The following is a 23523-nucleotide window of genomic DNA, read 5'->3' as shown; positions in this document are numbered from 1 at the left end:
CGGCAACTTTGCGTCATCCGCTCGACGAGCGGCTTAACATGGGAAGGGTGACCCTCTCCCTCAATGATCTGCCGTTGCGTGACGATCTTCGTGGACTGACTCCGTACGGAGCACCGCAGGCGCCGCTCCCGATCGCGCTCAACGTGAACGAGAACACGCATCCGATTCCGGATGCCGTCGCGAGCGACATCCTCGACGACATCGCCGTCGCGATCCACGAGGTCAACCGCTACCCGGACCGGGAGTTCACCGCGCTGCGCGAGGCGTTCGCCGACTACCTGGGCCACGGCGTCTCCGCCGAGCAGATCTGGGCGGGCAACGGCTCCAACGAGGTCCTCCAGCACATCCTGCAGGCCTTCGGGGGTCCCGGCCGAACCGCCTTCGGCTTCGCGCCCACGTACTCGATGTACCCGCTGATCGCGCAGGGGACCGGTGCCCGCTGGATCGCGGGCACCCGGCAGCCCGACTACACGATCACCCCGGAGGAAGCGGCGGAGCAGGTCCGCGCCGCCGACCCCGACGTGGTCATCCTCTGCTCGCCCAACAATCCGACGGGCACGCCGCTCGGCCTCGACGTCATCGAGGCCGTCTACGAGGCTGCTCGCGGCATCGTGATCGTCGACGAGGCCTACCAGGAGTTCGCTCCGCACGACGCGGTCTCTGCTCTGACCCTGCTCGAGGGCCGCCCCCGCCTCGCGGTGTCCCGCACCATGAGCAAGGCGTTCGCCTTCGCCGGAGCCAGGGTCGGCTACCTCGCGGCCGACCCGGCCTTCATCGACGCGCTGCGTCTGGTGCGCCTGCCGTATCACCTGAGCGCGCTCACGCAGGCGGCTGCCGTGGCGGCGCTGCGCAACGCCGACGTGATGCTCGGGATGGTCGAGGAGATCATCGAGCAGCGCGATCGGATCACGGCGACGCTCGAGGCTCTCGGCTACACGCCGCATGAGTCGTGGTCGAACTTCGTGCTGTTCGGCGGGGTCGCCGACCCGAAGGCGACCTGGCAGCAGCTGTTCGATCGGGGCGTGCTCGTGCGCGATGTCGGCATCCCCGGTCACCTCAGGGTGAGCGCCGGCACCGAGGCCGAGACCACCGCATTCCTGGACGCACTGGCCTCGATAGGATCGGCTTCATGAGCACCCCCGCACTGACCCCGCGCACCGCGAGCCGCGTGCGCAGCACGTCGGAGTCCACCGTCGAGCTCGAGCTGAACCTCGACGGCACCGGTGCGAGCCGCATCGACACCTCGGTGCCCTTCTTCGACCACATGCTCACCGCGTTCGCGAAGCACTCGCTGACCGACCTGACGGTCCGTGCCTCGGGCGACACGAACATCGACGCACACCACACCGTCGAGGACGTGTCGATCGTGCTGGGTCAGGCGATCCTCGAAGCGCTCGGCGACAAGTCCGGCATCTCGCGCTACGGCGACGCCCTCGTCCCGCTCGACGAGGCTCTCGCGCAGGCGGTCGTCGACATCTCCGGCCGCCCCTACCTCGTGCACACCGGGGAGCCGGCGGGCTTCGAGCACCACCTCATCGGCGGGCACTTCACGGGTTCGCTGGTGCGCCACTCCTTCGAGGCCATCACCTTCAACGCCGCGCTGACCGTGCACGTCCGCGTGCTCGGCGGCCGCGACCCGCACCACATCGCGGAGGCCGAGTACAAGGCGTTCGCCCGGGCGTTCCGGCAGGCCAAGGCCCTCGACCCCCTCGTCGACGGCATCCCGTCGACCAAGGGTGCGCTGTGAGCAGCAGTCCCCGCGTCGCGGTCTTCGACTACGAGTCGGGCAACGTCCACTCCGCGGTCAAGGCGCTCGTCGCCGCCGGAGCGGATGCCGTGCTCACACGGGACCGCAAGGAGGCTTTCGAGGCCGATGGCCTCCTGGTCCCCGGCGTCGGCGCGTTCCAGGCGGTCCGCGATGCACTGCTCGCGCACGGCGGAGACGAGATCATCGACCGTCGGCTGGCCGGTGGCCGTCCGGTGCTCGGGATCTGCGTCGGCATGCAGGTGCTGTTCGAACACGGCGTCGAGCGCGGTCATGACACCGCGGGCCTCGGCGAGTGGCCGGGAGCGGTCACCGAGCTGAATGCCCCGGTACTGCCGCACATGGGCTGGAACACGGTCGAGCCGGGGGCGAACAGCGTCCTCTTCCGGGGCATCGAGCACGAGCGCTTCTACTTCGTGCACTCCTATGCCGCGCAGTCGTGGGAACTCGACGTCATCCCTCCGTTCCCCGAGCCCGCGCTCACCTGGACGACGTACGGGGACCCGTTCCTCGCGGCCGTCGAGAACGGCCCGCTGTCGGCGACCCAGTTCCACCCCGAGAAGTCGGGGGATGCCGGCATCCAGCTGCTGCGCAACTGGGTGGGGAGTCTCTGACCTCGCGCTCAGGCGTCATCCGTTTTGTCCCCCGCCCTCCGGCGGGCTACCCTCGGTTCTCGTGCCCGCACCGGGCCGCCGACCTTCCCGATACAAGGACCCCATGAACGACTTCGCGCAGTCCCCCTCGCTCACGCTCCTTCCCGCGGTCGACGTCGCCGGGGGCAAGGCGGTCCGCCTGACCCAGGGCGAGGCCGGAACCGAGACGAGCTACGGCGACCCGCTGGACGCCGCGGGGGAGTGGGCTGCGCAGGGCGCGAAGTGGATCCACCTGGTCGACCTCGACGCCGCCTTCGGCCGTGGCAGCAACGCGCCGATCCTCCGCAAGGTCATCAAGCAGTTCAAGGGCGTCAACATCGAGCTCTCCGGCGGCATCCGCGACGACGCGACGCTGGAAGCGGCACTCGAGAGCGGCGCGACGCGCATCAACCTCGGCACCGCGGCGCTCGAGAACCCCGAGTGGGCCGCCGACGTGATCGGCCGGTACGGCGAGGCGATCGCCGTGGGTCTCGACGTGCGCGGCACGACGCTCGCCGCCCGTGGTTGGACCAAGGAGGGCGGGGATCTCTGGGAGGTGCTCGACCGTCTGGAGGATGCCGGCTGCAGCCGCTACGTCGTCACCGACGTCACCAAGGACGGCACGCTCCGCGGCCCGAACCTCGAGCTCCTGCGTGAGGTGACCTCGCGCACGCCGAAGCCGGTCGTCGCTTCCGGCGGCATCTCCAACCTCGACGACATCGCCGCGCTCCGCGAGCTGGTGCCGCTGGGCGTCGAGGGCGCCATCGTCGGCAAGGCCCTCTACGCCGGAGCGTTCACGCTGGCGGAGGCGCTGGATGTCGCAGGAGACTGACCCGCACGCCTGCGGGCCCGAATCGCACAACCACGGCGACTCGGCCGGTGTCCCCTGGGAGGGACGCAGCTTCGAGTCGAACCCGCACGCCGCGGACGACGGCTCCGCCGACCCGGCTCTGCTGGCCGCGCTGCTGCGCTTCCGTGCGGGCGAGGGCAGTCAGGTGGAGGTCGTCGACGCCTTCCGCTCCGCGCGGGTGCTGATCCCCTTGATCGCCGAGAAGGGCGAGGAGGGCATCGCACCGAGCGGTCTCGCCGTCGACAAGACGCAGGAGCTGTCGATCGTCACGGTCGCCGCGCCTGATGGCCGACGCGTGCAGCCGGTGTTCTCCTCCGTTGAGGCGATGCAGAAGTGGGACCCCACGGCACGCCCGATCCCCGTGGAGGCGCTCCGTGCCGCGCTGGCGGCGTCCGCCGAGGACACCGACCTGATCGTGCTCGACCCGACGTCCGAGACCGAGTTCGTCTTCCGGCGTCCCGCGGTCTGGGCGATCGCTCAGGAGCATGCCTGGGAGCCGAGCTTCCTCTCTACCGAGGTCTTCACCGCCCTGCAGGAGAGCGTGGCGCACGAACTCGCCGTGATCGACGTGTCCGTCGCCGCGGGAGACCCCGACGCGCGCCTGCGCGGTCCGGAGCTGATCGTGATCCTGGAGCTCGTCGACGGCCTGGAGCGCGAGGTGCTCGACGCCGTGCTGTCCCGTCTCGCTCAGCGCTGGGCGTCCGATGACCGGATCGCGGTGCTCGCGGATTCCCTCACGGTGAAGCTCCGCCGCAGCGCCTGAGCGCTTCGCTACGGCAGGGACGTCGCGGACGTCGTCGAGATCCGCCTCTTCGACGCAGAGGGAACCCTCATCCACGAGTCCGAGCAGTCGATCGAGGGGACGCACTCGGATGCCCCCGCGGCGGTCCCTCGACCGCCGACCCGCTGGTCCTCGCCCGGCCTAGTTGACCGGACCGGTCCACTTCTCGCCCGGACCCTTGCCGATCGGGTCCGGGATCGTGGAGGCCTCGCGGAAGGCGAGCTGCAGGGACCGGAGTCCGTCGCGCAGCGAGCGCGCGTGCATGTCGCTGATCTCCGGTGCGCCGGCGGTGATGAGCCCGGCGAGGGCGTTGATGAGCTTGCGTGCCTCGTCGAGGTCGAGCTGTGCCGCGGCGTCGGGATCGTCGGCGAGGCCGAGCTTGACGGCGGCCGCGCTCATGAGGTGCACGGCGGCGGTGGTGATCACCTCGACAGCGGGTACATCGGCGATGTCTCGGGTGGCCGACGATGCGGCCTCCTCCTGACGTGCCCAGCGCTCTTCGCGCTCGCGTGCAGCCTCGTCCGGTGCCTGGTTCGTCACTTCGCCTTGCTTTCTGTTAGACTTTGGCGGGCTTCGGAGCGTCATGCTCCGGATCGAAAGAGGATTCACTTCCCACCCGCGCTTGCCGTTCAAGGCTACCGGGTCTTGCACTCCACCGGCTCCGTTCGCAGAACGGACCCGGCAGGAAGGGTGCGGAGCCGGCGTCTGAATGCCGGTGGGCGGGGACGATTCCGATTTCGCCCGTGATGCAGACAGCGTCACGGTGGCCGAATCACATCGTCTAAGGAGTTCCGCATCAGCGATCCCCGTACCAATGAGCGCATCCGCGTCCCCGAGGTCCGCCTCGTCGGCCCCGCGGGTGAGCAGATCGGCGTCGTCCGCATCGAGGCGGCACTGCGCCTCGCGCAGGAAGCAGATCTCGACCTCGTCGAGGTCGCCCCCAACTCGAAGCCGCCTGTCGTCAAGATCATGGACTACGGCAAGTTCAAGTACGAGGCCGCCCAGAAAGAAAAGGAAGCTCGCCGCAACCAGGCGAACACGATCCTCAAGGAAGTCCGTTTCCGTCTGAAGATCGAGGCTCACGACTACACGACCAAGCTCAAGCGCGCCGAGGGCTTCCTCAAGGCCGGTGACAAGGTCAAGGCCATGATCCTGTTCCGCGGTCGCGAGCAGTCGCGTCCCGAGCAGGGTGTGCGTCTGCTGCGCAAGTTCGCCGAGGACGTCGCCGAGTTCGGCACGGTCGAGTCGAACCCGACCATCGACGGTCGCAACATGGTCATGGTCGTCGCTCCGCTGAAGAGCAAGTCCGAGGCCAAGCAGGAGCAGAACGCCGTCCGCGACGCACAGCGTGCCGACAAGAAGCAGGCCGCCCGCGAGGCGAAGAGCGACGCCCCTGCCGCAGCTCCGGCGGAGTGACATCCGCCCCCAGAACTCCCGCACCGCGGGTTGACACCGTCGCCTGAGAAGGCGCCATACGAAGGAAGAGAAGATGCCGAAGCAGAAGACCCACTCGGGTGCTAAGAAGCGCTTCAAGATCACCGGCAGCGGAAAGCTGAAGAAGCAGCAGGCCGGGATGCGCCACAACCTCGAGCACAAGTCGAGCCGTCGCACCCGTCGTCTGAACCAGGACCAGGTGCTCTCGAAGGCTGACACCAAGGTCGCGAAGAAGCTTCTCGGCCGCTGACGCGCCCGACGCACGAATAGGAACACAGGAAAATGGCAAGAGTCAAGCGGGCAGTAAACGCCCACAAGAAGCGCCGGGTCATCCTCGAGCGCGCATCCGGTTACCGCGGACAGCGTTCGCGCCTCTACCGGAAGGCCAAGGAGCAGGTCATCCACTCCCTGGTCTACTCGTACCGGGACCGTCGCAAGCGCAAGGGCGACTTCCGCCGCCTCTGGATCCAGCGCATCAACGCTGCGGCTCGCCAGAACGGCATCACGTACAACCGCTTCATCCAGGGCCTCGGCCTCGCGGGTGTCACGGTCGACCGTCGCATGCTCGCCGACCTCGCGGTCAACGACGCGGCGACGTTCACGACGCTGGTCGAGACGGCGAAGAAGGCTCTGCCCTCCGACGTCAACGCGCCGAAGTCGGCTGCGTAAGCATCTCGCTTCCTACGGGCGTCTTCCTTCGGGAAGGCGCCCGTTTCGCGTATCCGGCACCCGGCGTGACCCTAGACTGTGATCGTGCTGGAGAACCCCCGTTCGCCCCGAGTCCGAGCCGTCGCGAAGCTGACCAAGCGCAGCGCGCGGACCGAGACCGGGCTGTTCCTTCTCGAAGGTCCGCAGTCCGTCCGTGAGGCTCTCACGTATCGCCCGGAGGCGATCGTGGAGCTGTTCGCGACGCCGAACGGCTGGGAGCGGCATCCCGACATCCGGGCGAAAGCCGCCGAGGCCGAGATCGATGTCGAGTACGTGACCGAGTACGTGCTCAACGCGATGGCGGACACGGTCACCCCGCAGGGCCTGGTCGCCGTGGTCCAGCAGACGCCGACGTCGGTGCGCGACATCTTCGACGCCTCGCCGCGCCTGGTGGCGATCTGCGAGGAGGTCCGCGACCCCGGCAACCTCGGCACGATCATCCGGGCCGCGGACGCGGCCGGAGCGGATGCCGTCGTGCTGACCGGCCGCACGGTCGACCCGTACAACCCGAAGGTCGTGCGCGCGACGACCGGGTCGCTGTTCCACCTCCCGGTCTCCGTCGGAGGAGACCTCGCGGATGTCGTGAAGCGCGCGCATGCGGCGGGTCTGCACATCCTCGCAGCGGACGTGAAGGGCGACGACCTGCTGAAGGCCCGTGCGGAGGGCGTGCTCGCCGAGCCGACCGGCTGGCTCTTCGGCAACGAGGCCCGCGGTCTGGAGGACGATGCGCTCGCCCTCGCCGACCAGGTGCTGCGGCTGCCCATCTTCGGTCGCGCCGAGTCCCTGAACCTGGCGACGGCCGCCAGCGTGTGCCTCTACGAAAGTGCGTTCGCACAGCGGGCGGCATCGCTCGGCTGACGTTCGAGCCGACGAAGGAAGCGGGAAGCGGAGTCGATGAGGATTCTGATCGTCGAAGACGACGACCGGGTGGCCGGCGCGCTCGAGGCCTTCCTCGCACGATCGGGCTATGCCACGGTCCGGGCGCCGGACGGTGCGTCCGCGCTGGACCTGCTCGGTGCCGACACCGAGGTGGTCCTCCTCGATCTCGGTCTCCCCGACATCGACGGCGTCGACCTGTGCCGTCGCATCCGAGGGCGCTCCGAGGTCCCGATCGTGATCGTCACGGCCCGCAACCAGGTGGCCGAGCGCATCAAGGGGCTGCGCGCGGGTGCCGACGACTTCGTGGTGAAGCCGTACGACGTGCACGAGCTCCTCGCCAGGATCGAGGCGGTGACGCGCCGCTCGCGGCCGATCCGCCCCGAGTCCGACGCCCGGGTGCAGCTGCTCGACGGAGGCCTGCAGATCGATCTGGTGGCACGCCAGGTGCTCGTGGCCGGTGCCCCCATCGAGCTCACCCGCAAGGAGTTCGACATCATCGCGGTGCTCGCCCGGTATCCGGGGGTCGCGGTGCCGAAGGAACGCCTGATCCGCGAGGTGTGGAACACCGATTGGCGCGGCTTCGGACACTCTCTCGAGGTGCACGTCGGTGCGATCCGGAAGAAGACCGGATCCCGCGGGATCATCGAGACCGTCCGCGGTGTCGGCTACCGGCTCGCTGGTTCCTGAGCCATGCGCCGGCGTCTGATCATCGTCTTCCTGGTGCCGCTGGTCGCGATCCTGGTCGCGCTCGGGGGTGCGGCGGGGTGGAGCGCGGCCGGCAGCGTCCAACAGGCGTTCTACACCCAGCAGCTCGGCGACCTCGGGTACTTCGTGACGAGTGCGCGACAGTCGCTGCGCTCCGGGAGCGCGGCCGTCATCGACGCCGAGGTCCAGCGCTTCCGCGAGGTCTACGGCATCGAGGTCACCGTCTTCGATCTCGGGGGCGGTGTCTGGGCGGGGGATCGGGGCTCGGTCGTGCTCGAGGAGGAGGAGGCCGAGCGGGTCCGGCTGGCCCTGTCCGGGCGCCGTGCCGAGCCGCCCGCGACGGTGAACCCCTGGGCCGTCGCGGATGCCGCGTTGGCGGAGCCGGTGTTCGACGACGGCGACGTCATCGGCGCGGTGCTCGTCGCCGGCGACGTCGACGCCCCGCGCACCGCGATCCTGCAGCAGACGCTGCTCCTCTCCACCATCGTGCTGGTCCTGATCGCCCTGGGGATGCTGCTCGTGTTCCGTCTGGCCCGCTGGGTGCTCTCACCGGTCCGGCAACTGGACGAGGCGATGGTGGCGATCGAGCGCGGAGAGATGGACGCGCGCGTGGCGGAGGACGCCGGGCCGCCGGAGCTGCGGCGCATGGCGAGGGTGTTCAACGGCATGGCCGACGAGATCGAGCGCGTGATGACGCGACAGCAGGAGTTCGCCCTGAACGCCTCCCACGAACTGCGCAATCCTCTGAACGCCCTGCTGCTGCGCGTCGAGCACCTGGCGACCGGACTCGGGCGGGAATGGCGCGATGACGTCGAGGAGACGCGCGAGGAGGGACGGCGGATGACGCGGATCCTCGAGACCCTGCTCGGCCTGGCGCGCGGCGGTCGCGGCGACTCCACGATCTCGGCGGTGGACCTCGCCACGCTCACCGCCCGCCGCCTCGACGCGTGGCGGGACGTGGCGGCGCAGCGGCGGATCGCCCTGCGACCCGTGGGGGAGCCGTCGGTGATGAGCGTGACCGACCGGACGATCGTGGAGAGCGCGCTCGACGCGGTGTTCGACAACGCCGTGAAGTACTCACCCGACGGGGGGCTGATCGAGGCCGGCGCCCACCGCGAGCGCGACCTCTGCCGGATCACGGTCCGCGATCACGGACCGGGCCTGACGGCGGAGCAGGCGGCTGCGGCGACGGACCGGTTCTGGCGCAACACGGAGACCGGGGAGATCCCGGGGTCCGGGCTCGGGCTGGCGATCGCGAGCGACCTGCTCGCGACGGTCGGCGGCGAGGTGGTCGTGGCCTCCGCCGAGGGCGGCGGCCTCGAGGTCTCGCTGCTGCTGTGGGACAGGACGACGCCGTGAGCGCCGCCGTGCGGAGGGCCATGGCCGGTGTCGTCGCGCTCCTGCTGCTGAGCGGGCTGACCGCCTGCACCCCGCGCGCGAGCGAATGGACCACCGCGGAGTATGCGATCGCGGCGGGCGGATCCACCGGCGTCTACTACGACTACGGGAGCCATCTCGCCGCCGACCTCTCGGCGTCGCTCGACATCACGATGGTCGCGCAGGAGACAGCGGGATCGGTCGACAACCTGCTGCGGGTGAGCGCGGGGGACGCCCTGATCGGGTTCGCGCAGGGCGATGCGGCGGCGGATGCCGTGGCGGGGACCGGCGCCTTCGACGAGGCCCTGGAGGTGCGGGCGCTCGCTCGCCTCTACGACGAGTACGTGCAGGTCGTCGTGCGGGGGGACTCGGAGATCGACGACATCGGCGACCTGACCGGCCGGACGATCTCGCTCGGTGCGGAGAACTCGGGCGTGAACGTCATCGCCGGGCGCGTGCTGGACGCGGCCGGGGTCGACATCGCCTCCATCCGCGATCCGCAGCTCGACCTCAGCGAGTCCATCGGCGCGATGGAGCGCGGTGAGATCGACGGCTTCTTCTGGGTCGGCGGACTGCCCACCCCGGGCATCGCGGAGCTCGCGGAGATGTCGTCGGTCCGACTGCTGCCGGTCGAGCAGGGCTGGGTCAACGAGGTGAACGAGCAGTACTCGCACGCCTATCGTCCGTCCGACATCCCGGCCGGCACCTACGGGCTCGAGGAGTCCGCGCCGACGATGGCGGTCCCGAACTACCTCGTCACCGCGGCCTCGACCCCGGACGCCGTCGTGCGCGACATCCTCGCCGGGCTGTTCGACGCCCGCCTCCGCATCGCCGGGGAGGTCCCCACGGCAGCGCTCCTCGACCGCCGCTCGGCGATCTTCACCGGCCCGGTGCCGCTGCATCCGGGGGCGATCGCCTACTACCGGGACCTGCGCGGCTGACGCCTCAAGAAATCCTCAAGAAGTCTGACAGCGGCGGCGACGCTCTGTCAGTGTGAGGTCGATCGCGCATGATCGGAGCCTGTTGCCCCGCTGTCGTTGGGGGTGAGGTGGCAGGACCATCCCGCGGCCCGTGGGGGCGGGCCGTGGGGTACCCGTGCAGAGCAGCATTGGTACCGCGATCAGGTGATTACGAACGTGTAAATCTCACCGAGGTCCCTGGAACACCAGGTACGACGTGGCTAGCTTGGAGAAATGATGACCTCTGATACACCCCTCGTCGTGGTCGAGAACGTCCAGAAGCACTACGGCGACTTCCAGGCCCTGGCCGACATCGACCTGACCGTCAACTCGGGCGAGGTCGTCGTCGTGATCGGCCCGTCCGGATCCGGCAAGTCGACGCTGTGCCGCACGATCAACCGGCTCGAGACGATCACCAGCGGCACGATCCGCATCGACGGCAAGGAGCTCCCGGCGGAGGGGAAGGGGCTCGCCCACCTGCGCGCGGATGTCGGCATGGTGTTCCAGTCCTTTAACCTGTTCGCCCACCTGACGATCCTCGAGAACGTGACGCTCGGCCCGATCAAGGTGCGCGGCCTCAAGAAGGCCGATGCCGAGAGGGAGGCGATGACCCTGCTCGAACGCGTCGGCGTGGCGCAGCAGGCGTCGAAGCTCCCGGCGCAGCTCTCCGGCGGGCAGCAGCAGCGCGTCGCGATCGCCCGTGCTCTCGCCATGCAGCCCAAGGTGATGCTCTTCGACGAGCCGACCAGCGCCCTGGACCCCGAGATGATCAACGAGGTCCTCGACGTCATGGTCGGTCTCGCGCAAGAGGGCATGACCATGATCGTCGTCACCCACGAGATGGGCTTCGCTCGGAAGGCCGCCGACCGGGTCGTCTTCATGGCCGACGGACGGATCGTGGAGGAGGCGACTCCGGAGGAGTTCTTCACGCACCCGAAGAGCGACCGGGCCAAGGACTTCCTCTCGAAGCTCCTCACCCACTGACGCACCCGACCACACAGACGCACCCGACCACACAGACCCTGCACACACAGCACACGAAGGAGACGCACATGCGACGCACACGGACACTGGCAGGCATCGGAATCGCAGCGGTGGCACTGCTCGCGCTCACGGCGTGCAACAGCGGCACGCCGTCGAGCTCGGGAGCCCCGGAAGACGGCGGCGAGGGGGAGACCTCCAGCACGCCGTGGACCGTCCTCGAGGATGTCAGCATCGACGGGAGCCCGACGTTCGATCGGATCTCGTCCTCCGGCACGATCAAGGTCGGCGTGAAGGAAGACCAGCCCGGTCTCGGTTACCTCGACCCGGTCACCGGCGACCGCACCGGCTTCGACGTGGACATCGCCCGCTGGATGGCGGCCTCGCTCGGGGTCGACCCGGAGAAGATCGAGTTCCAGGCGATCGCCTCGGCGAACCGCGAGCAGGCGATCGTGAACGGCGACATCGACTACTACGTCGGCACCTACTCGATCACGGACAAGCGCAAGGAGCAGATCTCCTTCGCCGGCCCGTACTTCGTCACCGGTCAGGGCCTCCTCGTCGGCGCCGACAGCGACATCAAGAGCGTGGACGACCTGGACGCGTCGACGACGGTGTGCTCGGCGACCGGCTCCACGCCGATCCAGAACATCAAGGAGAACTACCCCGAGGTGAAGACCAAGGAGTACGACACCTACTCGAAGTGCGTCGAGGACCTCAAGAACGGGCAGGTCGATGCCGTCACCACCGACGAGGCGATCCTCATCGGCTACGCGGCCCAGGACCCCGACAAGCTGAAGGTCGTCGGAGAGCCGTTCAGCGAGGAGCGCTACGGCATCGGTCTCGCCAAGGGCGATGACGCGCTCGCCGAGTACTTCAACACGCAGCTGACCGACGGCGGAGACATCTGGCAGCAGATCTTCGACAACAACCTCGGCGCCTCCGGCGTCAAGGCGACGCAGCCCGAGGTCGACCCGATCGGTTGATCGCATGGGGCGGCCGACACCATCGGCCGCCCCATCCATCCGCGGGGTCACCGCCAGAACACGAATCGACAGGAGCACCAGTGGGCGTCATCACCGACCACCTCGACCTCTGGGGTCAAGCACTGTGGGGAACCATCCTGCTGTTCCTGGGCGGCGGGATCATCGCCCTGGTCCTCGGGCTGATCGTGGGGGCGGCGCGGGTGTCCCCGGTTCCGATCGCCCGCGCGGTCGGCGGGATCTATGTGAACTGGATCCGCAACACCCCGCTGACCCTCGTCATGTTCTTCTTCGCGTTCTGCCTCCCGATCCTGCTGGGGGAGCGGGTGAACCCCCTGCCTCTGGCAGTGGCCGCTCTCGGCATCTACACCGCGACCTACGTCGCCGAGGCGCTGCGGGCCGGCATCAACACCGTGCCGGTCGGCCAGGCCGAGGCTGCGCGAGCGATCGGCCTGAACTTCGGACAGGTCATGCGCTACGTCGTGCTGCCGCAGGCGACGCGCTCCGTCGTCCCGCCGATGATGAGCGTCCTCATCGCCCTCATGAAGAACACCACGGTGGCCGCGGGCTTCTCCGTCGCCAACCTCGGCACCATCCGGGCGGCATTGAGCGAGCAGGGTGAGAACGCTCTGGCCGTGCTGCTCTGGGTCATGGTCGTCTTCGTGGTGCTGGTGCTGCTGCTCGCCTGGGTGCAGCGCGTTCTCGAGAACAAGTGGAGGATCGCGCGATGAGTTCCGTCCTTTTCGACGTCCCCGGCCCCCGTGCCATCGTCCGCAACCGGCTCATCGGAGCCGTGACGGTCCTGGTCGTCCTCGCCGTGCTCGGCTGGGTCGTGTGGAGGCTGTTCGCCACCGGACAGTTCTCTGCCGAGAAGTGGAATATCTTCACGTTCTCGGCCGTCTGGGTCCGTTTCGGCGAAGGGCTGCTGGCCACGCTGGCCGCGTTCGCTGTCGCCGGCGTCGGGTCCATCGTCCTCGGCTTCGTCCTCGGCATCGGGCGCCTCTCGGAGCACGCCTGGGTGCGTGAGCCGGTCCGGTGGATCATCGAGGTGCTGCGAGCGGTGCCCGTGCTGATCCTCATGATGCTGCTGTACTACGGCCTTCCCGTGATCGGCGTGAAGATGCCGCCGTACTGGGCTGTCGTGATCGCGCTGATCGTCTACAACGGCTCGGTGCTGGCCGAGGTGCTGCGTGCCGGCATCGAATCGCTTCCTCGCGGACAGCAGGAAGCCGGCTACGCGATCGGACTCCGAAAGACCGGAGTGATGTACTTCATCCTGATCCCGCAGGCCGTGCGGGCCATGATGCCGGTGATCATCGCGCAGCTCGTCGTGGCGCTGAAGGACACCGCGCTCGGGTTCATCATCACGTACAAGGAGCTCCTCTACGTCATCAATCAGATCGGCAACCAGGCGCCCTACGGCTCCCCGCTGATCCCCGCCGCGATCATCGGCGGATCGATGTACGTGGCCGTGTGTCTCCTCCTCTCCTACATCGCCTACCGCCTGCAGCGTCGGGCCAAGCGCTCGCCGAAGGCAGGACCCGCGGTGCCGGACCCCCGTCAGCACGGCGGCGAGACGAACACCTCGCTGATCGTGCTGCAGAACGACGGCGGTGCCGGTGGTGGAGCACCGCGCTGATCCGCCAAAGGGACCCACGCGCCCCCGGTAGACTCGATTCTCGTGTCAGAGTCTCCTGAAATCACCCCGGAAGCGGTCGAAGCCGCTGTCGCCGACGCCCTCGCGGCGATCGCCGCAGCCACCGACACCGCCGAGCTGAAAGCGGCCCGTGCCGCCCATGTCGCCGACGGATCGCCGCTCGCGGTCCTGAACGCCTCGATGCGACAGGTCGCCCCCGAGAACAAGGCCGCGTTCGGCAAGCTCGTGGGTCAGGGACGCGGGCAGGTGACGCAGGCGCTCGCCGCCAAGGAGGCCGAGCTGGCCGCCGCGGAGGTCGCCGCGCGGCTCGAGGCCGAGCGGGTCGACATCACCGCCGTGCCCTCGCGCACGCGCGTCGGTGCCCGGCACCCGCTCACGCTCCTCCAGGACCAGGTCTGCGACATCTTCGTCGGCATGGGCTGGGAGATCGCGGAGGGACCGGAGCTCGAGCACGAGTGGTTCAACTTCGACGCCCTGAACTTCGACGTCGACCACCCCGCCCGCCAGGAGCAGGACACGTTCTACGTCGACCCGCCCTCGCGCCACCTGGTGATGCGCACGCACACGAGCCCCGTCCAGGTGCGCTCGATGCTCGACCGCGAGGTGCCGATCTACGTGCTGTGCCCCGGCCGTGTGTACCGCACCGACGAGTTCGACGCCACGCACCTGCCGGTGTTCACGCAGTTCGAGGGACTCGTCATCGACAAGGGCATCACGATGGCGCACCTCAAGGGCACGCTCGACCACTTCGCGAAGCAGCTCTTCGGCCCTGAGGCCAAGACGCGCTTCCGCACCAACTACTTCCCCTTCACCGAGCCGTCCGCCGAGCTCGACCTGTGGCACCCGACCTTCAAGGGCGGCGCGCGCTGGATCGAGTGGGGCGGCTGCGGCATGGTCAACCCGAACGTGCTGCGCGCGGCCGGGATCGACCCGGAGGTGTACAGCGGCTTCGCGTTCGGCATGGGCATCGAGCGGGGCCTGATGTTCCGCAGCGACGTCCAGGACATGCGCGACATGGCCGAGGGCGATGTCCGATTCAGCGAGCAGTACGGGATGGTGGTGTGATGCGCGTCCCGCTTTCGTGGCTGCGTGAGTACGTCGATCTGGCAGCGGATGCCACGCCCGAGGACGTCCTCGGCGCGCTGGTGACCGTGGGCTTCGAAGAGGAGGACGTGCACCGCTTCGACATCACGGGTCCCGTGGTCGTCGGTCAGGTCGTCTCGCTCGAGCCCGAGCCGCAGTCCAACGGCAAGACCATCAACTGGTGCCAGGTCGATGTGGGCGAGGCGAACGGCGGTGTCCGCGGCATCGTCTGCGGCGCGCACAACTTCACCGTGGGGGACAAGGTCGTCGTGACCCTTCCCGGCGCGGTGCTGCCCGGTCCGTTCCCGATCGCCGCCCGCAAGACCTACGGTCACGTCTCCGACGGCATGATCGCGTCGGCGCGCGAGCTGGGCCTGGGCGATGAGCACAACGGCATCGTCGTGCTGTCCGACCTCGGCATCGACGCGCCCGTCGGCACCGACGCGATCGCCCTCCTGGGTCTCGACGACGTGGCGGTGGAGATCAACGTCACGCCCGACCGCGGCTACGCCTTCTCGCTGCGCGGCGTCGCCCGCGAGTACTCGCACGCGACAGGTGCGAGCTTCCGCGACCCCGCGGAGCGCGACTTCGCCGAGCTGCAGCCGGGCAGCGGGCACACGACCGTGGTCGACGACGTCGCCCCCGTGCGCGGCCGCGTCGGCGCGAGCGAGTTCGTCACGCGTGTCGTGCGCGGCGTCGACCCCTCGCGTCCCACCCCGCCGTGGATGATCGCGCGGCTCAGCCTCGCGGGCATGCGCTCGCTGGGCGTGCTGATCGACATCACCAACTACGTGATGCTCGAGCTCGGCCAGCCGCTGCACGGCTACGACCTCGACAAGCTCACCGGCGGGATCACCGTCCGCCGTGCGAACCCGGGCGAGAAGATGACGACGCTCGACGGCGTCGAGCGCGCGCTGCACGAGGAAGACCTCCTCATCACGGACGAGTCCGGTCCGATCGGCCTCGCCGGCGTCATGGGCGGCGGCACGACCGAGATGAGCGACACCACGCGGAACGTGCTCATCGAGGCCGCGAACTTCGACCCCATCACCATCGCCCGCTCGGCGCGACGGCACAAGCTGCCCAGTGAGGCCTCCAAGCGCTTCGAGCGCGGTGTCGACCCGCTCATCCCGTTCGTGGCGGCCCGCCGCGTGGCCGACCTCATGGTCGAGCTCGCCGGTGGCACGCTCACCGAAGAGGGCGGCGCGCTGTTCGCCGAGGTGTTCGTCGCCGACATCGAGCTGCCCGCCGGCTTCGTGCAGGGGCTCATCGGCGTCGACTACACCGACGACGAGATCACCGGTGCGCTGACCACGATCGGCGCGGACGTCACCGCGGCGGAGGACGGCTCCGGGTGGACCGTGATCCCGCCCACCTGGCGTCCCGACCTCACGGACAAGTGGACGCTCGCCGAGGAGGTCGCCCGCATCCACGGGCTCGACCGCATCCCCGCAGTCCTGCCGACGCCGCCGTCCGGACGTGGTCTCACCGCGCACCAGCAGGGCCGTCGCCGCGTGGCCGATGCCCTGGCCGCCGCCGGTCTCGTCGAGACGCCGGCGTTCCCGTTCACCACCGAGGCGCAGAACGACCTGCACGGGTCGGCGTCGGGCGAGCACCTGCCGAGCATCCGCCTGGCGAACCCGCTCGACGGTCAGGCGCCCTTCCTGCGGCGCTCGCTCATCCCCGGACTGCTGCAGACCGCGCACCGCAACATCTCGCGCGGCCTCACGGACCTGGCGATCTTCGAGACCGGTGCCGTGTTCGTGCCCGAGCCGGGCGTCGAGTACGGCACGGAGGAGGTGCCGCCGCTGGGCGTGCGCCCGTCCGATGAGACGCTCGCCGCGCTGAACGCCTCGATCCCGCCGCAGCACCGCCACATCGCGGCTCTGCTCACGGGCCATGTCTCCCCGCGTCAGCCCGGCCGCCCGGCCGAGGCGGCAGGGCTCGTCGAGGCGCTGGACGCCGTTCGGGTGATCGCGGCAGCGGCGGGCGTCGACATCGACGTCGTGCAGGCCGAGCGCGCCGCCCTGCACCCGGGCCGCACCGGATCGCTCCTGGTCGCGGGGGAAGAGGTCGGCTACGTCGGCGAGCTGCACCCCGCCGTGGCGGAGGACGCCGATCTTCCCGGTCGCGCGACCGTACTCGAGCTCGACCTGGATCGCATCCTGACCCTGGCGAGCGGACGCGTCGTCGCCGCATCGCTGTCGACGTTCCCGGCCGCGACGCAGGACGTCTCGCTCACGCTGCCGGCGGATGTCGCCGCGGCCGAGGTGCAGGCGGCGCTCGCGGAGGGCGCCGGAGCACTGCTCGAATCGGTGCGTCTCGTGGACGACTACCGGGGCGAGGGTGTGCCGGAGGGGTCGAAGAGCCTGACCTTCGCGCTGCGCTTCCGCGCCGATGACCGCACGCTCACGGCGGCCGAGGCCACCGAGGCCAAGCTCGCCGGTGTCGAGGTCGCTGCGGAGCGGTTCGGGGCGGCGCTGCGCGACTGAGTCGGACGCGGACGAACCGTGTCGCACCTCGGATGATCCGGGGCGGTGCCGGAGTAGCGTGGCGGGATGAGCATCCTCCCCCAGAGCACCCCGGCCGCCGTCCCGGATGACGCGCGACCGCTGGGAGAGGGACCGTTCCTCGCGCCCGGTGCGCAGATCGACTGGCACTACCGGAAGCCGGGTTGGCAGCCGGGGGAGCCGTCCACGATCTCTCCCATGCGGGTGGTCCGCGATGACGAGCGCGGGCTCGTGGCGTGGCTCGCCCCCGGGACGCTGCAGGAGTCGCAGGGGGCGCCGGACGGACAGCGGGTGCGTTCGGTGCCGCTCGCTCGCCGCTGGCTCGAGGCGCGCACGCGCATCGTCGAGGAATGGTGGGGCAACGGTGTGCTGCGCATCGCGCAGGCGGGCCTGCCGTGGTCGGTCTGGCTCTTCTGGAGCGACACCAGCGGCCCGGTCTGGGAGTTCGCGGGGTGGTACGTGAACCTCGAGAACGCGCACCTGCGCACCGATCAGGAGACCTACTCGTCCGATCACATCCTCGACGTCGAGATCGACCCCGACGGCGGCATCCATCTGAAGGACGAGGACGAGCTCGCCGCCGCCATCGACCAGGGGCGGCTCAGCGCCGAACAGGCCGCGCAGATCGAGCGGCACGCCGACGCCGCGATCGCCTCGTTCCGGGCCGGGGACTGGCCGTTCGACGACGAGTGGCGCGGGTGGCGGCCCGACCCGTCGTGGACGACTCCGGTGCTCGACGGCCTCGATCGACTCGGGCAGGACGTCGGTCTGCTCTGAGCGGAAGGACTTCCGTGCGGGTCCGGATGCTGGTGACATGGGACGCATGACGGACGTGTTGATCCTCGGCGGAACAGGCTGGCTCTCGGGGCGCATCGCGCGGCGCTGGCGGGATGCCGGCGCGGCGGTGACGTGTCTCGCCCGCGGGACGCGCCCTGTACCGGACGGGGCGGTGCTCGTACGCGGCGACCGGGAGGATCCGGACGTGTACGCCGAGCTCGCCCGCCGGGACTGGGACCACGTCGTCGACATCTCCTCGCAGGCGACGCAGGTGGCCGCCGCGGTCGATGCCCTCGGTGACCGCGCCGCGCGGTGGACCTATGTCTCGTCCCTGTCCGTGTACGCCGACGACGTGACCGTCGGTGCGGACGAGTCCGCGCCCCGGCATCCGGCCGCGCGTCCCGGTGACGGGTACGAGTACGGGGCGCAGAAGGTCGCTGCGGAGGATGCCGTGGCCACGCTCGGTGAGCGCGCCCTCCTCGTGCGCCCGGGCCTCATCGTGGGCGACGGAGACCCCAGCGACCGCTTCGGCTACTGGGGCGCGGCGTTCGCCCGAGCCGGTGACGGTCCGGTCCTGCTGCCCCCGCTGGACGGTCGGAGCACGCAGGTCGTCGATGTCGACGACCTCGCCGCCTACGTCGTGCAGGCGACGCGCAGCGGGGCGGTCAACGCGATCGGCGACCGGCATCCCCTCGCCGACGTGCTGCAGACGGTCCGTGCTGCCTCCGGGCACGCCGGCGACGGGGTGGTCGCCGAGGAGGAGTGGCTCGTCGACCACGGGGTCGAGTACTGGGCGGGCCCGCGCTCGCTGCCGCTGTGGCTGCCCGCCGGGATGACCGGTTTCATGACCCGCTCGAACGACGCCTTCCGCGAGAGCGGGGGTCGACTCCGCCCCCTCGCCGAGACCGTCGAGCGCATCGTGGCGGACGAGCGGGAGCGCGGGGTCGACCGCGACCGTCGGGCCGGCCTCACGCGGGCAGAGGAGCTGGCCCTCCTGGCCGATCGGGAGACGCCCCAGGCCGATCGCTCGTCATTCCAGGCCCATCGCTAGACTCTGAGCAGTGACACGGGGTGCCGCGAACCGCGGCTGAGAACAGACCCGTCGAACCTGATCTAGTTCGTACTAGCGAAGGGATGTCGCATTGAGCGATCTTCTGCGTCCTGATTCCACCATCGACCTCGCCGGCTCGGCCGCGACGCTGCTGGGGGTGCTGCGACAGGCGCCTCCGCTGACGCACTGCATCACCAACGCCGTCGTGACCGGATTCACCGCCAACGTGCTGCTGGCCCTGGGAGCCGCCCCCGCCATGGTCGACATCGTCGGCGAGGCCGAGATGTTCGCCGGCGTCGCCTCCGGGCTGCTGGTCAACCTGGGCACCCCCACGCCCGAGCAGCGGACGGCGACCCTGGAGGCGGTCGCGGGGGCGACGTCATCCGGCACCCCCTGGGTGCTCGACCCGGTCGCCATCGGCGCGCTGCCGGTCCGCACGGCCCTGGCCCACCGGCTGGTCGAGCTGCGCCCGACCGCGATCCGCGGCAACGCGTCCGAGATCCTCGCCCTCGCCGGTCTCAGCGCCGGCGGCCGTGGAGTGGATGCCACCGACAGCACGGATGCCGCGGCCGATGCCGCCGGCGTTCTCGCGCGACGTGTCGGCGCCATCGTCGCCGTGTCCGGGCCGGTCGACCTCATCACCGACGGTGAGCGGGTCCTCCGCATCGCGAACGGGCATGAGCTGCTGACCCGCGTCACGGGCGGCGGCTGCGCACTCGGCGCCGTGATGGCCGCCTTCCTCGGGGCCGCCAGGGACACGGGGCACGATGCGCTCTCGACCGTCGCGGCCGCGAGCCTCGTGTACACGATCGCGGCCGAGCGGGCGGCGGAGCACTCCCGCGGACCGGGCAGCTTCGCCGTCGCCCTGCTGGATGCGCTCGCCGCGGTGACCGGGGACGACGTCCTCGCCGGCGCGCGTGTCGAGGAGGGCGTGCGGTGATCGCCGATCTCTCGCTCTATCTCGTCACGGACGCCGCGCTCTGCGGAGAGCGTGGCGTCGTCGAGACCGTCCGCCGGGCCGTCGACGGCGGGGTGCGCATCGTGCAGCTGCGCGACAAGGCCGCGACCGACGCCGAGACCGTCGAGCAGCTGGTCGCCCTGTCCCAGGCGATCGACGGGCGGGCGCTGCTCGTCGTGAACGACCGCCTGGAGGCCGCACTGGTCGCCCGCGAGCGCGGTGCGCGCGTCGACGGGGTGCACCTCGGACAGGGCGACGAGTCCGTGCTCCGCGCCAGGGAGGCGCTCGGGCCGGATGCGCTGATCGGTCTGACCGCGAACACTCCGGCACACCTCGAGGCGGTCCGCGCGCTGCCCCACGGCACCGTCGACTATCTGGGCGTCGGGGTGATCCGTCCGACCACCACGAAGCCGGACCACCCGGCGCCGCTCGGCGTGGACGGGTTCGCCGCCTTCGTCGCGAGCAGTCCCGTCCCGTGCGTGGCCATCGGCGGGGTCGGCATCGACGACACCGAGGCCCTGCACGCGGCAGGCGCGGCCGGACTCGCCGTGGTCTCGGCCCTGTGCGCGGTCGACGATCCCGCCGCGGCAGCGGAGGCGTTCCGACGCCGTTGGCTCGCGGGCTCCGTGCCGCGGGTGCTCAGCATCGCCGGCAGTGACCCCTCGGGCGGCGCCGGCATCCAGGCCGACCTCAAGTCCATCGCGGCGAACGGGGGCTACGGCATGGCCGTGCTCACCGCACTGACGGCGCAGAACACCCGGAGTGTGCGCGACGTGCACGTGCCCCCGACGTCCTTCCTCCGCACGCAGCTCGATGCGGTGTCGGACGACATCGCCGTGGACGCCGTGAAGATCGGGATGCTGGCCGATGCGGAGGTGATCCGCACGGTGGGGGACTGGCTCGAAAAGGTCCGCCCGCCGATCGTGGTGCTGGACCCCGTGATGGTCGCCACGTCGGGCGACCGGCTGCTGGCGCCGGACGCGGAGCGGGCGCTGCGGGACCTGCTCGGGCGCGCGACCCTGATCACCCCGAACCTCGCCGAACTCGCGGTGCTCTCCGATCGCGAGATCGCCGACTGGGCCGACGCCCTCGACGCCGCGGAGGAGCTCTCCGCCGAGATCGGCGCGGCCGTGCTCGTCAAGGGCGGCCACCTCCCGGGCGACGAGGCGCCGGACGCACTGGTCGACGCGCGTCGGGGACTGCGCCAGGAGTTCCCGGGGGCCCGCATCGCCACGGCGAACACGCACGGGACCGGCTGCTCGCTCTCGTCGGCGCTCGCGACCCTGCTCGCCCGGGGCGAGGAGCCGGGCGCCGCCGTGCACGCCGCCCGCACCTGGCTCCGCGAATCGATCCGGGCGGGGGCCGGACTCCGCGTGGGGCAGGGCAACGGCCCGATCAGCCACTTCGCCGGGCTCTGGGAGCGCGGGGGAGCGGATGCCCGACCCGAGGCCGCCGACATCGCGGCGGAGTGGTGGGAGGGCATCGCCGGCATCCGGGCGGGGATCGACGATCTGCCGTTCATCCGGGGCCTCGCCGACGGCTCGCTGAAGCGGGAGCCGTTCCTGTCGTACCTGGCGCAGGACGCGCTGTACCTCCGCGAATACGCCCGCGTCCTCGCGGAGGCCGCGCGCCTCGCCCCGACATCCGACGAGCAGGCCTTCTGGGCCGAGTCCGCACACGGCTCGATCGTCGGGGAGCTCGAACTGCACGCGTCGTGGTTGACGCCGGCGCAGGGCGTCAGCGCGGCGACCTTCGCGACGGAGCCGGGACCGGCGACCACCGCCTACCTCGACCATCTGCGCTCCGTCGCCTTCGGCGGCGACTACGCGGAGATCGTCGCCGCCGTCCTCCCGTGCTTCTGGCTGTACACCGACCTCGGGCGACGCCTGCACGCGGGGGAGTTCGGGGAGGATGCCCGCGATCCGCGGCATCCGTACGCCTCGTGGCTCGCGACCTACGCCGATCCCTCCTTCGAGGAGGCGACCCGGACCGCGATCGCCCACGCCACGGAAGCCGCGAGCCGAGCGGATGCCGAGACGCGCGCACGGATGCATCGCGCGTTCGCGGTGTCCAGTGCGCACGAACTGGCGTTCTTCGCGGCACCGCTGGAGTCGCCCGACCGCGGATGACGCGTCGGATTTGCGGTGGCTGCCGAGGCCGCGCTACTGTCGCGACATGCCTTCGGCCGCCACCGCTTCTTCGACGCTCGCTCCGAGCGTCATCGCTGTGCGCCGACGCCGCGGCCGCCGACTGTAGGCGACCCCGCCCTCCTGCCTGTGCACGCACGGCGGTCGAGTGCCGGTGTCGCCGCCTCCGGCCCCGTCCCCGGTCCCGATTTCCTCGTGGGCCCGACCGTTAAGGTAGAAGCATGACGTATTCCGTCGCCGTCTCCGGCGCATCCGGCTACGCAGGCGGCGAGATCCTCCGCCTCCTGGCCGATCACCCCGACATCGAGATCCGCACCGTGACGGCGCACTCGAACGCCGGACAGCCTCTCGTCGACCATCAGCCGCACCTCCGCTCGCTGGCGCACCTCACCCTGCAGGACACGACGCCCGAGATCCTCTCCGGCCACGACATCGTGTTCCTCGCCCTGCCGCACGGCCAGTCGGGGCAGTACACCGACGCCCTCGGCGACGCTCCGCTGGTGATCGACGCGGGGGCCGATCACCGGCTCACCTCGGCGTCGGCCTGGGACGCGTTCTACGGCGGCACCTTCCACGAGGCGTGGACCTATGGCGTCCCCGAGCTCCTGGTCGACGGGGTGAAGCAGCGCGAGCACCTGCGCGGGGCGACGCGCATCGCAGCCCCGGGCTGCAACGCGTCGACGGTGAGCCTCAGCCTCGCTCCCGGTGTCGCCGCCGGTGTGATCGACCCGTCCGACATCGTGTCGGTGCTGGCGGTCGGCCCCTCGGGCGCGGGAAAGAGCCTCAAGACGAACCTGCTCGGCAGCGAGATCCTCGGCACCGCGAACCCCTACGCGGTCGGCGGCACGCATCGGCACATCCCCGAGATCCGCCAGGCGCTCGCCGCGGCGTCCGGGGCCGACGCCGACGGCATCCGCATCTCCTTCACGCCGGTGCTGGTCCCGATGTCGCGGGGCATCCTCGCCACCTCGACCGCGCCGATCGTCGAGGGCGTGACGGACGCGCAGATCCGCGACGCCTGGCAGAGCGCATACGGCGAGGAGACCTTCGTCCAGCTGCTGCCGGAGGGACGCTTCCCGCGCACCGCCGACGTGCTCGGCGCCAACACCGCGCTGATCGGTCTCGCGATCGATCGCGCCGCGAACCGCGTGACCGTCGTCACCGCGGTCGACAACCTCGTCAAGGGCACCGCCGGCGCTGCCGTCCAATCCATGAACATCGCGCTGGGTCTTCCCGAGTCCCGCGCCCTCTCAGTCAACGGAGTCGCACCATGATCGTCGAGGCAA

At 70.4% G+C, this 23523-nt stretch carries 24 protein-coding genes and 1 riboswitch; of the genes, 23 read left to right on the top strand and 1 reads right to left on the bottom strand.

Annotated elements, in window-relative coordinates; genetic code table 11:
• The first annotated feature begins 38 nt into the window (after positions 1–38).
• The 5 genes from MME74_RS11690 (at position 39) to MME74_RS11670 (ending at position 4010) form a co-directional block, all read left to right on the top strand.
• Complete coding sequence (locus MME74_RS11690) at positions 39–1133, top strand: histidinol-phosphate transaminase (RefSeq protein ID WP_267415192.1); 1095 nt, start codon at positions 39–41, stop codon at positions 1131–1133.
• On the top strand, positions 1130–1747 hold the full coding sequence (gene hisB / locus MME74_RS11685; protein ID WP_267415190.1) for an imidazoleglycerol-phosphate dehydratase HisB: 618 nt from the start codon (positions 1130–1132) through the stop codon (positions 1745–1747). The genes MME74_RS11690 and hisB overlap by 4 nt, the downstream gene beginning before the upstream one ends.
• The gene (gene hisH, locus MME74_RS11680) at positions 1744–2379 is read left to right on the top strand and encodes an imidazole glycerol phosphate synthase subunit HisH (protein ID WP_267415189.1); all 636 of its coding nucleotides are present in this window, start codon (positions 1744–1746) and stop codon (positions 2377–2379) included. The genes hisB and hisH overlap by 4 nt, the downstream gene beginning before the upstream one ends.
• Before the next feature lie 103 nt (positions 2380–2482).
• Positions 2483–3229, top strand: coding sequence for a bifunctional 1-(5-phosphoribosyl)-5-((5-phosphoribosylamino)methylideneamino)imidazole-4-carboxamide isomerase/phosphoribosylanthranilate isomerase PriA (gene priA / locus MME74_RS11675; protein WP_091030386.1), 747 nt, complete (start codon positions 2483–2485; stop codon positions 3227–3229).
• The gene (locus MME74_RS11670; RefSeq protein WP_267415187.1) at positions 3213–4010 is read left to right on the top strand and encodes an SseB family protein; all 798 of its coding nucleotides are present in this window, start codon (positions 3213–3215) and stop codon (positions 4008–4010) included. Before priA ends, MME74_RS11670 begins: the two co-directional genes overlap by 17 nt.
• A 159-nt stretch (positions 4011–4169) precedes the next feature.
• On the opposite strand, the gene MME74_RS11665 is transcribed toward MME74_RS11670, so the two are convergent.
• Complete coding sequence (locus MME74_RS11665) at positions 4170–4568, bottom strand: DUF1844 domain-containing protein (protein WP_267415186.1); 399 nt, start codon at positions 4566–4568, stop codon at positions 4170–4172.
• Positions 4569–4823: 255 nt separating this feature from the next.
• Between MME74_RS11665 and infC the strand changes: the two genes are divergently transcribed.
• From infC to argC, 18 genes are all read left to right on the top strand, one after another.
• Positions 4824–5444 (top strand): translation initiation factor IF-3, encoded by a 621-nt coding sequence (infC, locus tag MME74_RS11660; protein WP_416383344.1) that lies wholly within the window; start codon positions 4824–4826, stop codon positions 5442–5444.
• Between the two features lie 73 nt (positions 5445–5517).
• Positions 5518–5712 carry a 50S ribosomal protein L35 gene (gene rpmI, locus MME74_RS11655; RefSeq protein ID WP_017828564.1) on the top strand — a complete coding sequence of 65 codons (195 nt, stop codon included), beginning with the start codon at positions 5518–5520 and terminating at the stop codon, positions 5710–5712.
• Between the two features lie 32 nt (positions 5713–5744).
• On the top strand, positions 5745–6131 hold the full coding sequence (gene rplT / locus MME74_RS11650; RefSeq protein WP_045252681.1) for a 50S ribosomal protein L20: 387 nt from the start codon (positions 5745–5747) through the stop codon (positions 6129–6131).
• Between the two features lie 84 nt (positions 6132–6215).
• The gene (locus MME74_RS11645) at positions 6216–7028 is read left to right on the top strand and encodes a TrmH family RNA methyltransferase (RefSeq protein WP_267415183.1); all 813 of its coding nucleotides are present in this window, start codon (positions 6216–6218) and stop codon (positions 7026–7028) included.
• A 36-nt stretch (positions 7029–7064) separates the two neighbouring features.
• A complete protein-coding gene (locus MME74_RS11640) occupies positions 7065–7736 on the top strand; it encodes a response regulator transcription factor (RefSeq protein WP_267415182.1) in 672 nt (223 codons plus the stop codon).
• 3 nt (positions 7737–7739) lie between these two features.
• Positions 7740–9113, top strand: a complete 1374-nt coding sequence (locus MME74_RS11635; RefSeq protein WP_267415181.1) for a sensor histidine kinase — start codon at positions 7740–7742, stop codon at positions 9111–9113.
• Positions 9110–10072, top strand: a complete 963-nt coding sequence (locus MME74_RS11630) for a TAXI family TRAP transporter solute-binding subunit (RefSeq protein ID WP_267415180.1) — start codon at positions 9110–9112, stop codon at positions 10070–10072. The genes MME74_RS11635 and MME74_RS11630 overlap by 4 nt, the downstream gene beginning before the upstream one ends.
• A gap of 252 nt (positions 10073–10324) precedes the next feature.
• Complete coding sequence (locus MME74_RS11625) at positions 10325–11074, top strand: amino acid ABC transporter ATP-binding protein (RefSeq protein WP_416383315.1); 750 nt, start codon at positions 10325–10327, stop codon at positions 11072–11074.
• Positions 11075–11142: 68 nt separating this feature from the next.
• Positions 11143–12057: a glutamate ABC transporter substrate-binding protein gene (locus tag MME74_RS11620; RefSeq protein ID WP_267415178.1), complete on the top strand. Its 915-nt coding sequence runs from the start codon at positions 11143–11145 to the stop codon at positions 12055–12057.
• An 80-nt stretch (positions 12058–12137) separates the two neighbouring features.
• Positions 12138–12785: an amino acid ABC transporter permease gene (locus MME74_RS11615; RefSeq protein ID WP_267415177.1), complete on the top strand. Its 648-nt coding sequence runs from the start codon at positions 12138–12140 to the stop codon at positions 12783–12785.
• Complete coding sequence (locus MME74_RS11610) at positions 12782–13693, top strand: amino acid ABC transporter permease (RefSeq protein WP_267415176.1); 912 nt, start codon at positions 12782–12784, stop codon at positions 13691–13693. The genes MME74_RS11615 and MME74_RS11610 overlap by 4 nt, the downstream gene beginning before the upstream one ends.
• 42 nt (positions 13694–13735) lie before the next feature.
• Entirely contained in the window at positions 13736–14776 is a 1041-nt protein-coding gene (gene pheS, locus MME74_RS11605; RefSeq protein WP_267415175.1) for a phenylalanine--tRNA ligase subunit alpha, read from the top strand.
• The gene (gene pheT, locus MME74_RS11600; RefSeq protein WP_267415174.1) at positions 14776–17286 is read left to right on the top strand and encodes a phenylalanine--tRNA ligase subunit beta; all 2511 of its coding nucleotides are present in this window, start codon (positions 14776–14778) and stop codon (positions 17284–17286) included. The genes pheS and pheT overlap by 1 nt, the downstream gene beginning before the upstream one ends.
• Before the next feature lie 66 nt (positions 17287–17352).
• Entirely contained in the window at positions 17353–18081 is a 729-nt protein-coding gene (locus tag MME74_RS11595; protein WP_267415173.1) for a DUF402 domain-containing protein, read from the top strand.
• Between the two features lie 46 nt (positions 18082–18127).
• Positions 18128–19132, top strand: coding sequence for an NAD-dependent epimerase/dehydratase family protein (locus tag MME74_RS11590; protein WP_267418567.1), 1005 nt, complete (start codon positions 18128–18130; stop codon positions 19130–19132).
• A 6-nt stretch (positions 19133–19138) separates the two neighbouring features.
• A riboswitch (TPP riboswitch) is annotated at positions 19139–19233 on the top strand.
• Entirely contained in the window at positions 19224–20072 is an 849-nt protein-coding gene (gene thiM / locus MME74_RS11585) for a hydroxyethylthiazole kinase (protein WP_267415172.1), read from the top strand. Its footprint overlaps the riboswitch before it by 10 nt.
• Positions 20069–22219, top strand: a complete 2151-nt coding sequence (locus MME74_RS11580) for a bifunctional hydroxymethylpyrimidine kinase/phosphomethylpyrimidine kinase (RefSeq protein WP_267415171.1) — start codon at positions 20069–20071, stop codon at positions 22217–22219. Before thiM ends, MME74_RS11580 begins: the two co-directional genes overlap by 4 nt.
• 239 nt (positions 22220–22458) lie before the next feature.
• A complete protein-coding gene (gene argC / locus MME74_RS11575; RefSeq protein WP_267415170.1) occupies positions 22459–23511 on the top strand; it encodes an N-acetyl-gamma-glutamyl-phosphate reductase in 1053 nt (350 codons plus the stop codon).
• The last annotated feature ends 12 nt before the right edge of the window (positions 23512–23523 follow it).

The sequence above is a fragment of the Microbacterium oxydans genome (assembly GCF_026559675.1).
Lineage (GTDB): Bacteria > Actinomycetota > Actinomycetes > Actinomycetales > Microbacteriaceae > Microbacterium > Microbacterium oxydans_D.
Note: the sequence above shows the minus strand (reverse complement) of the source record. Positions and strands in the feature narration are given on the sequence as shown.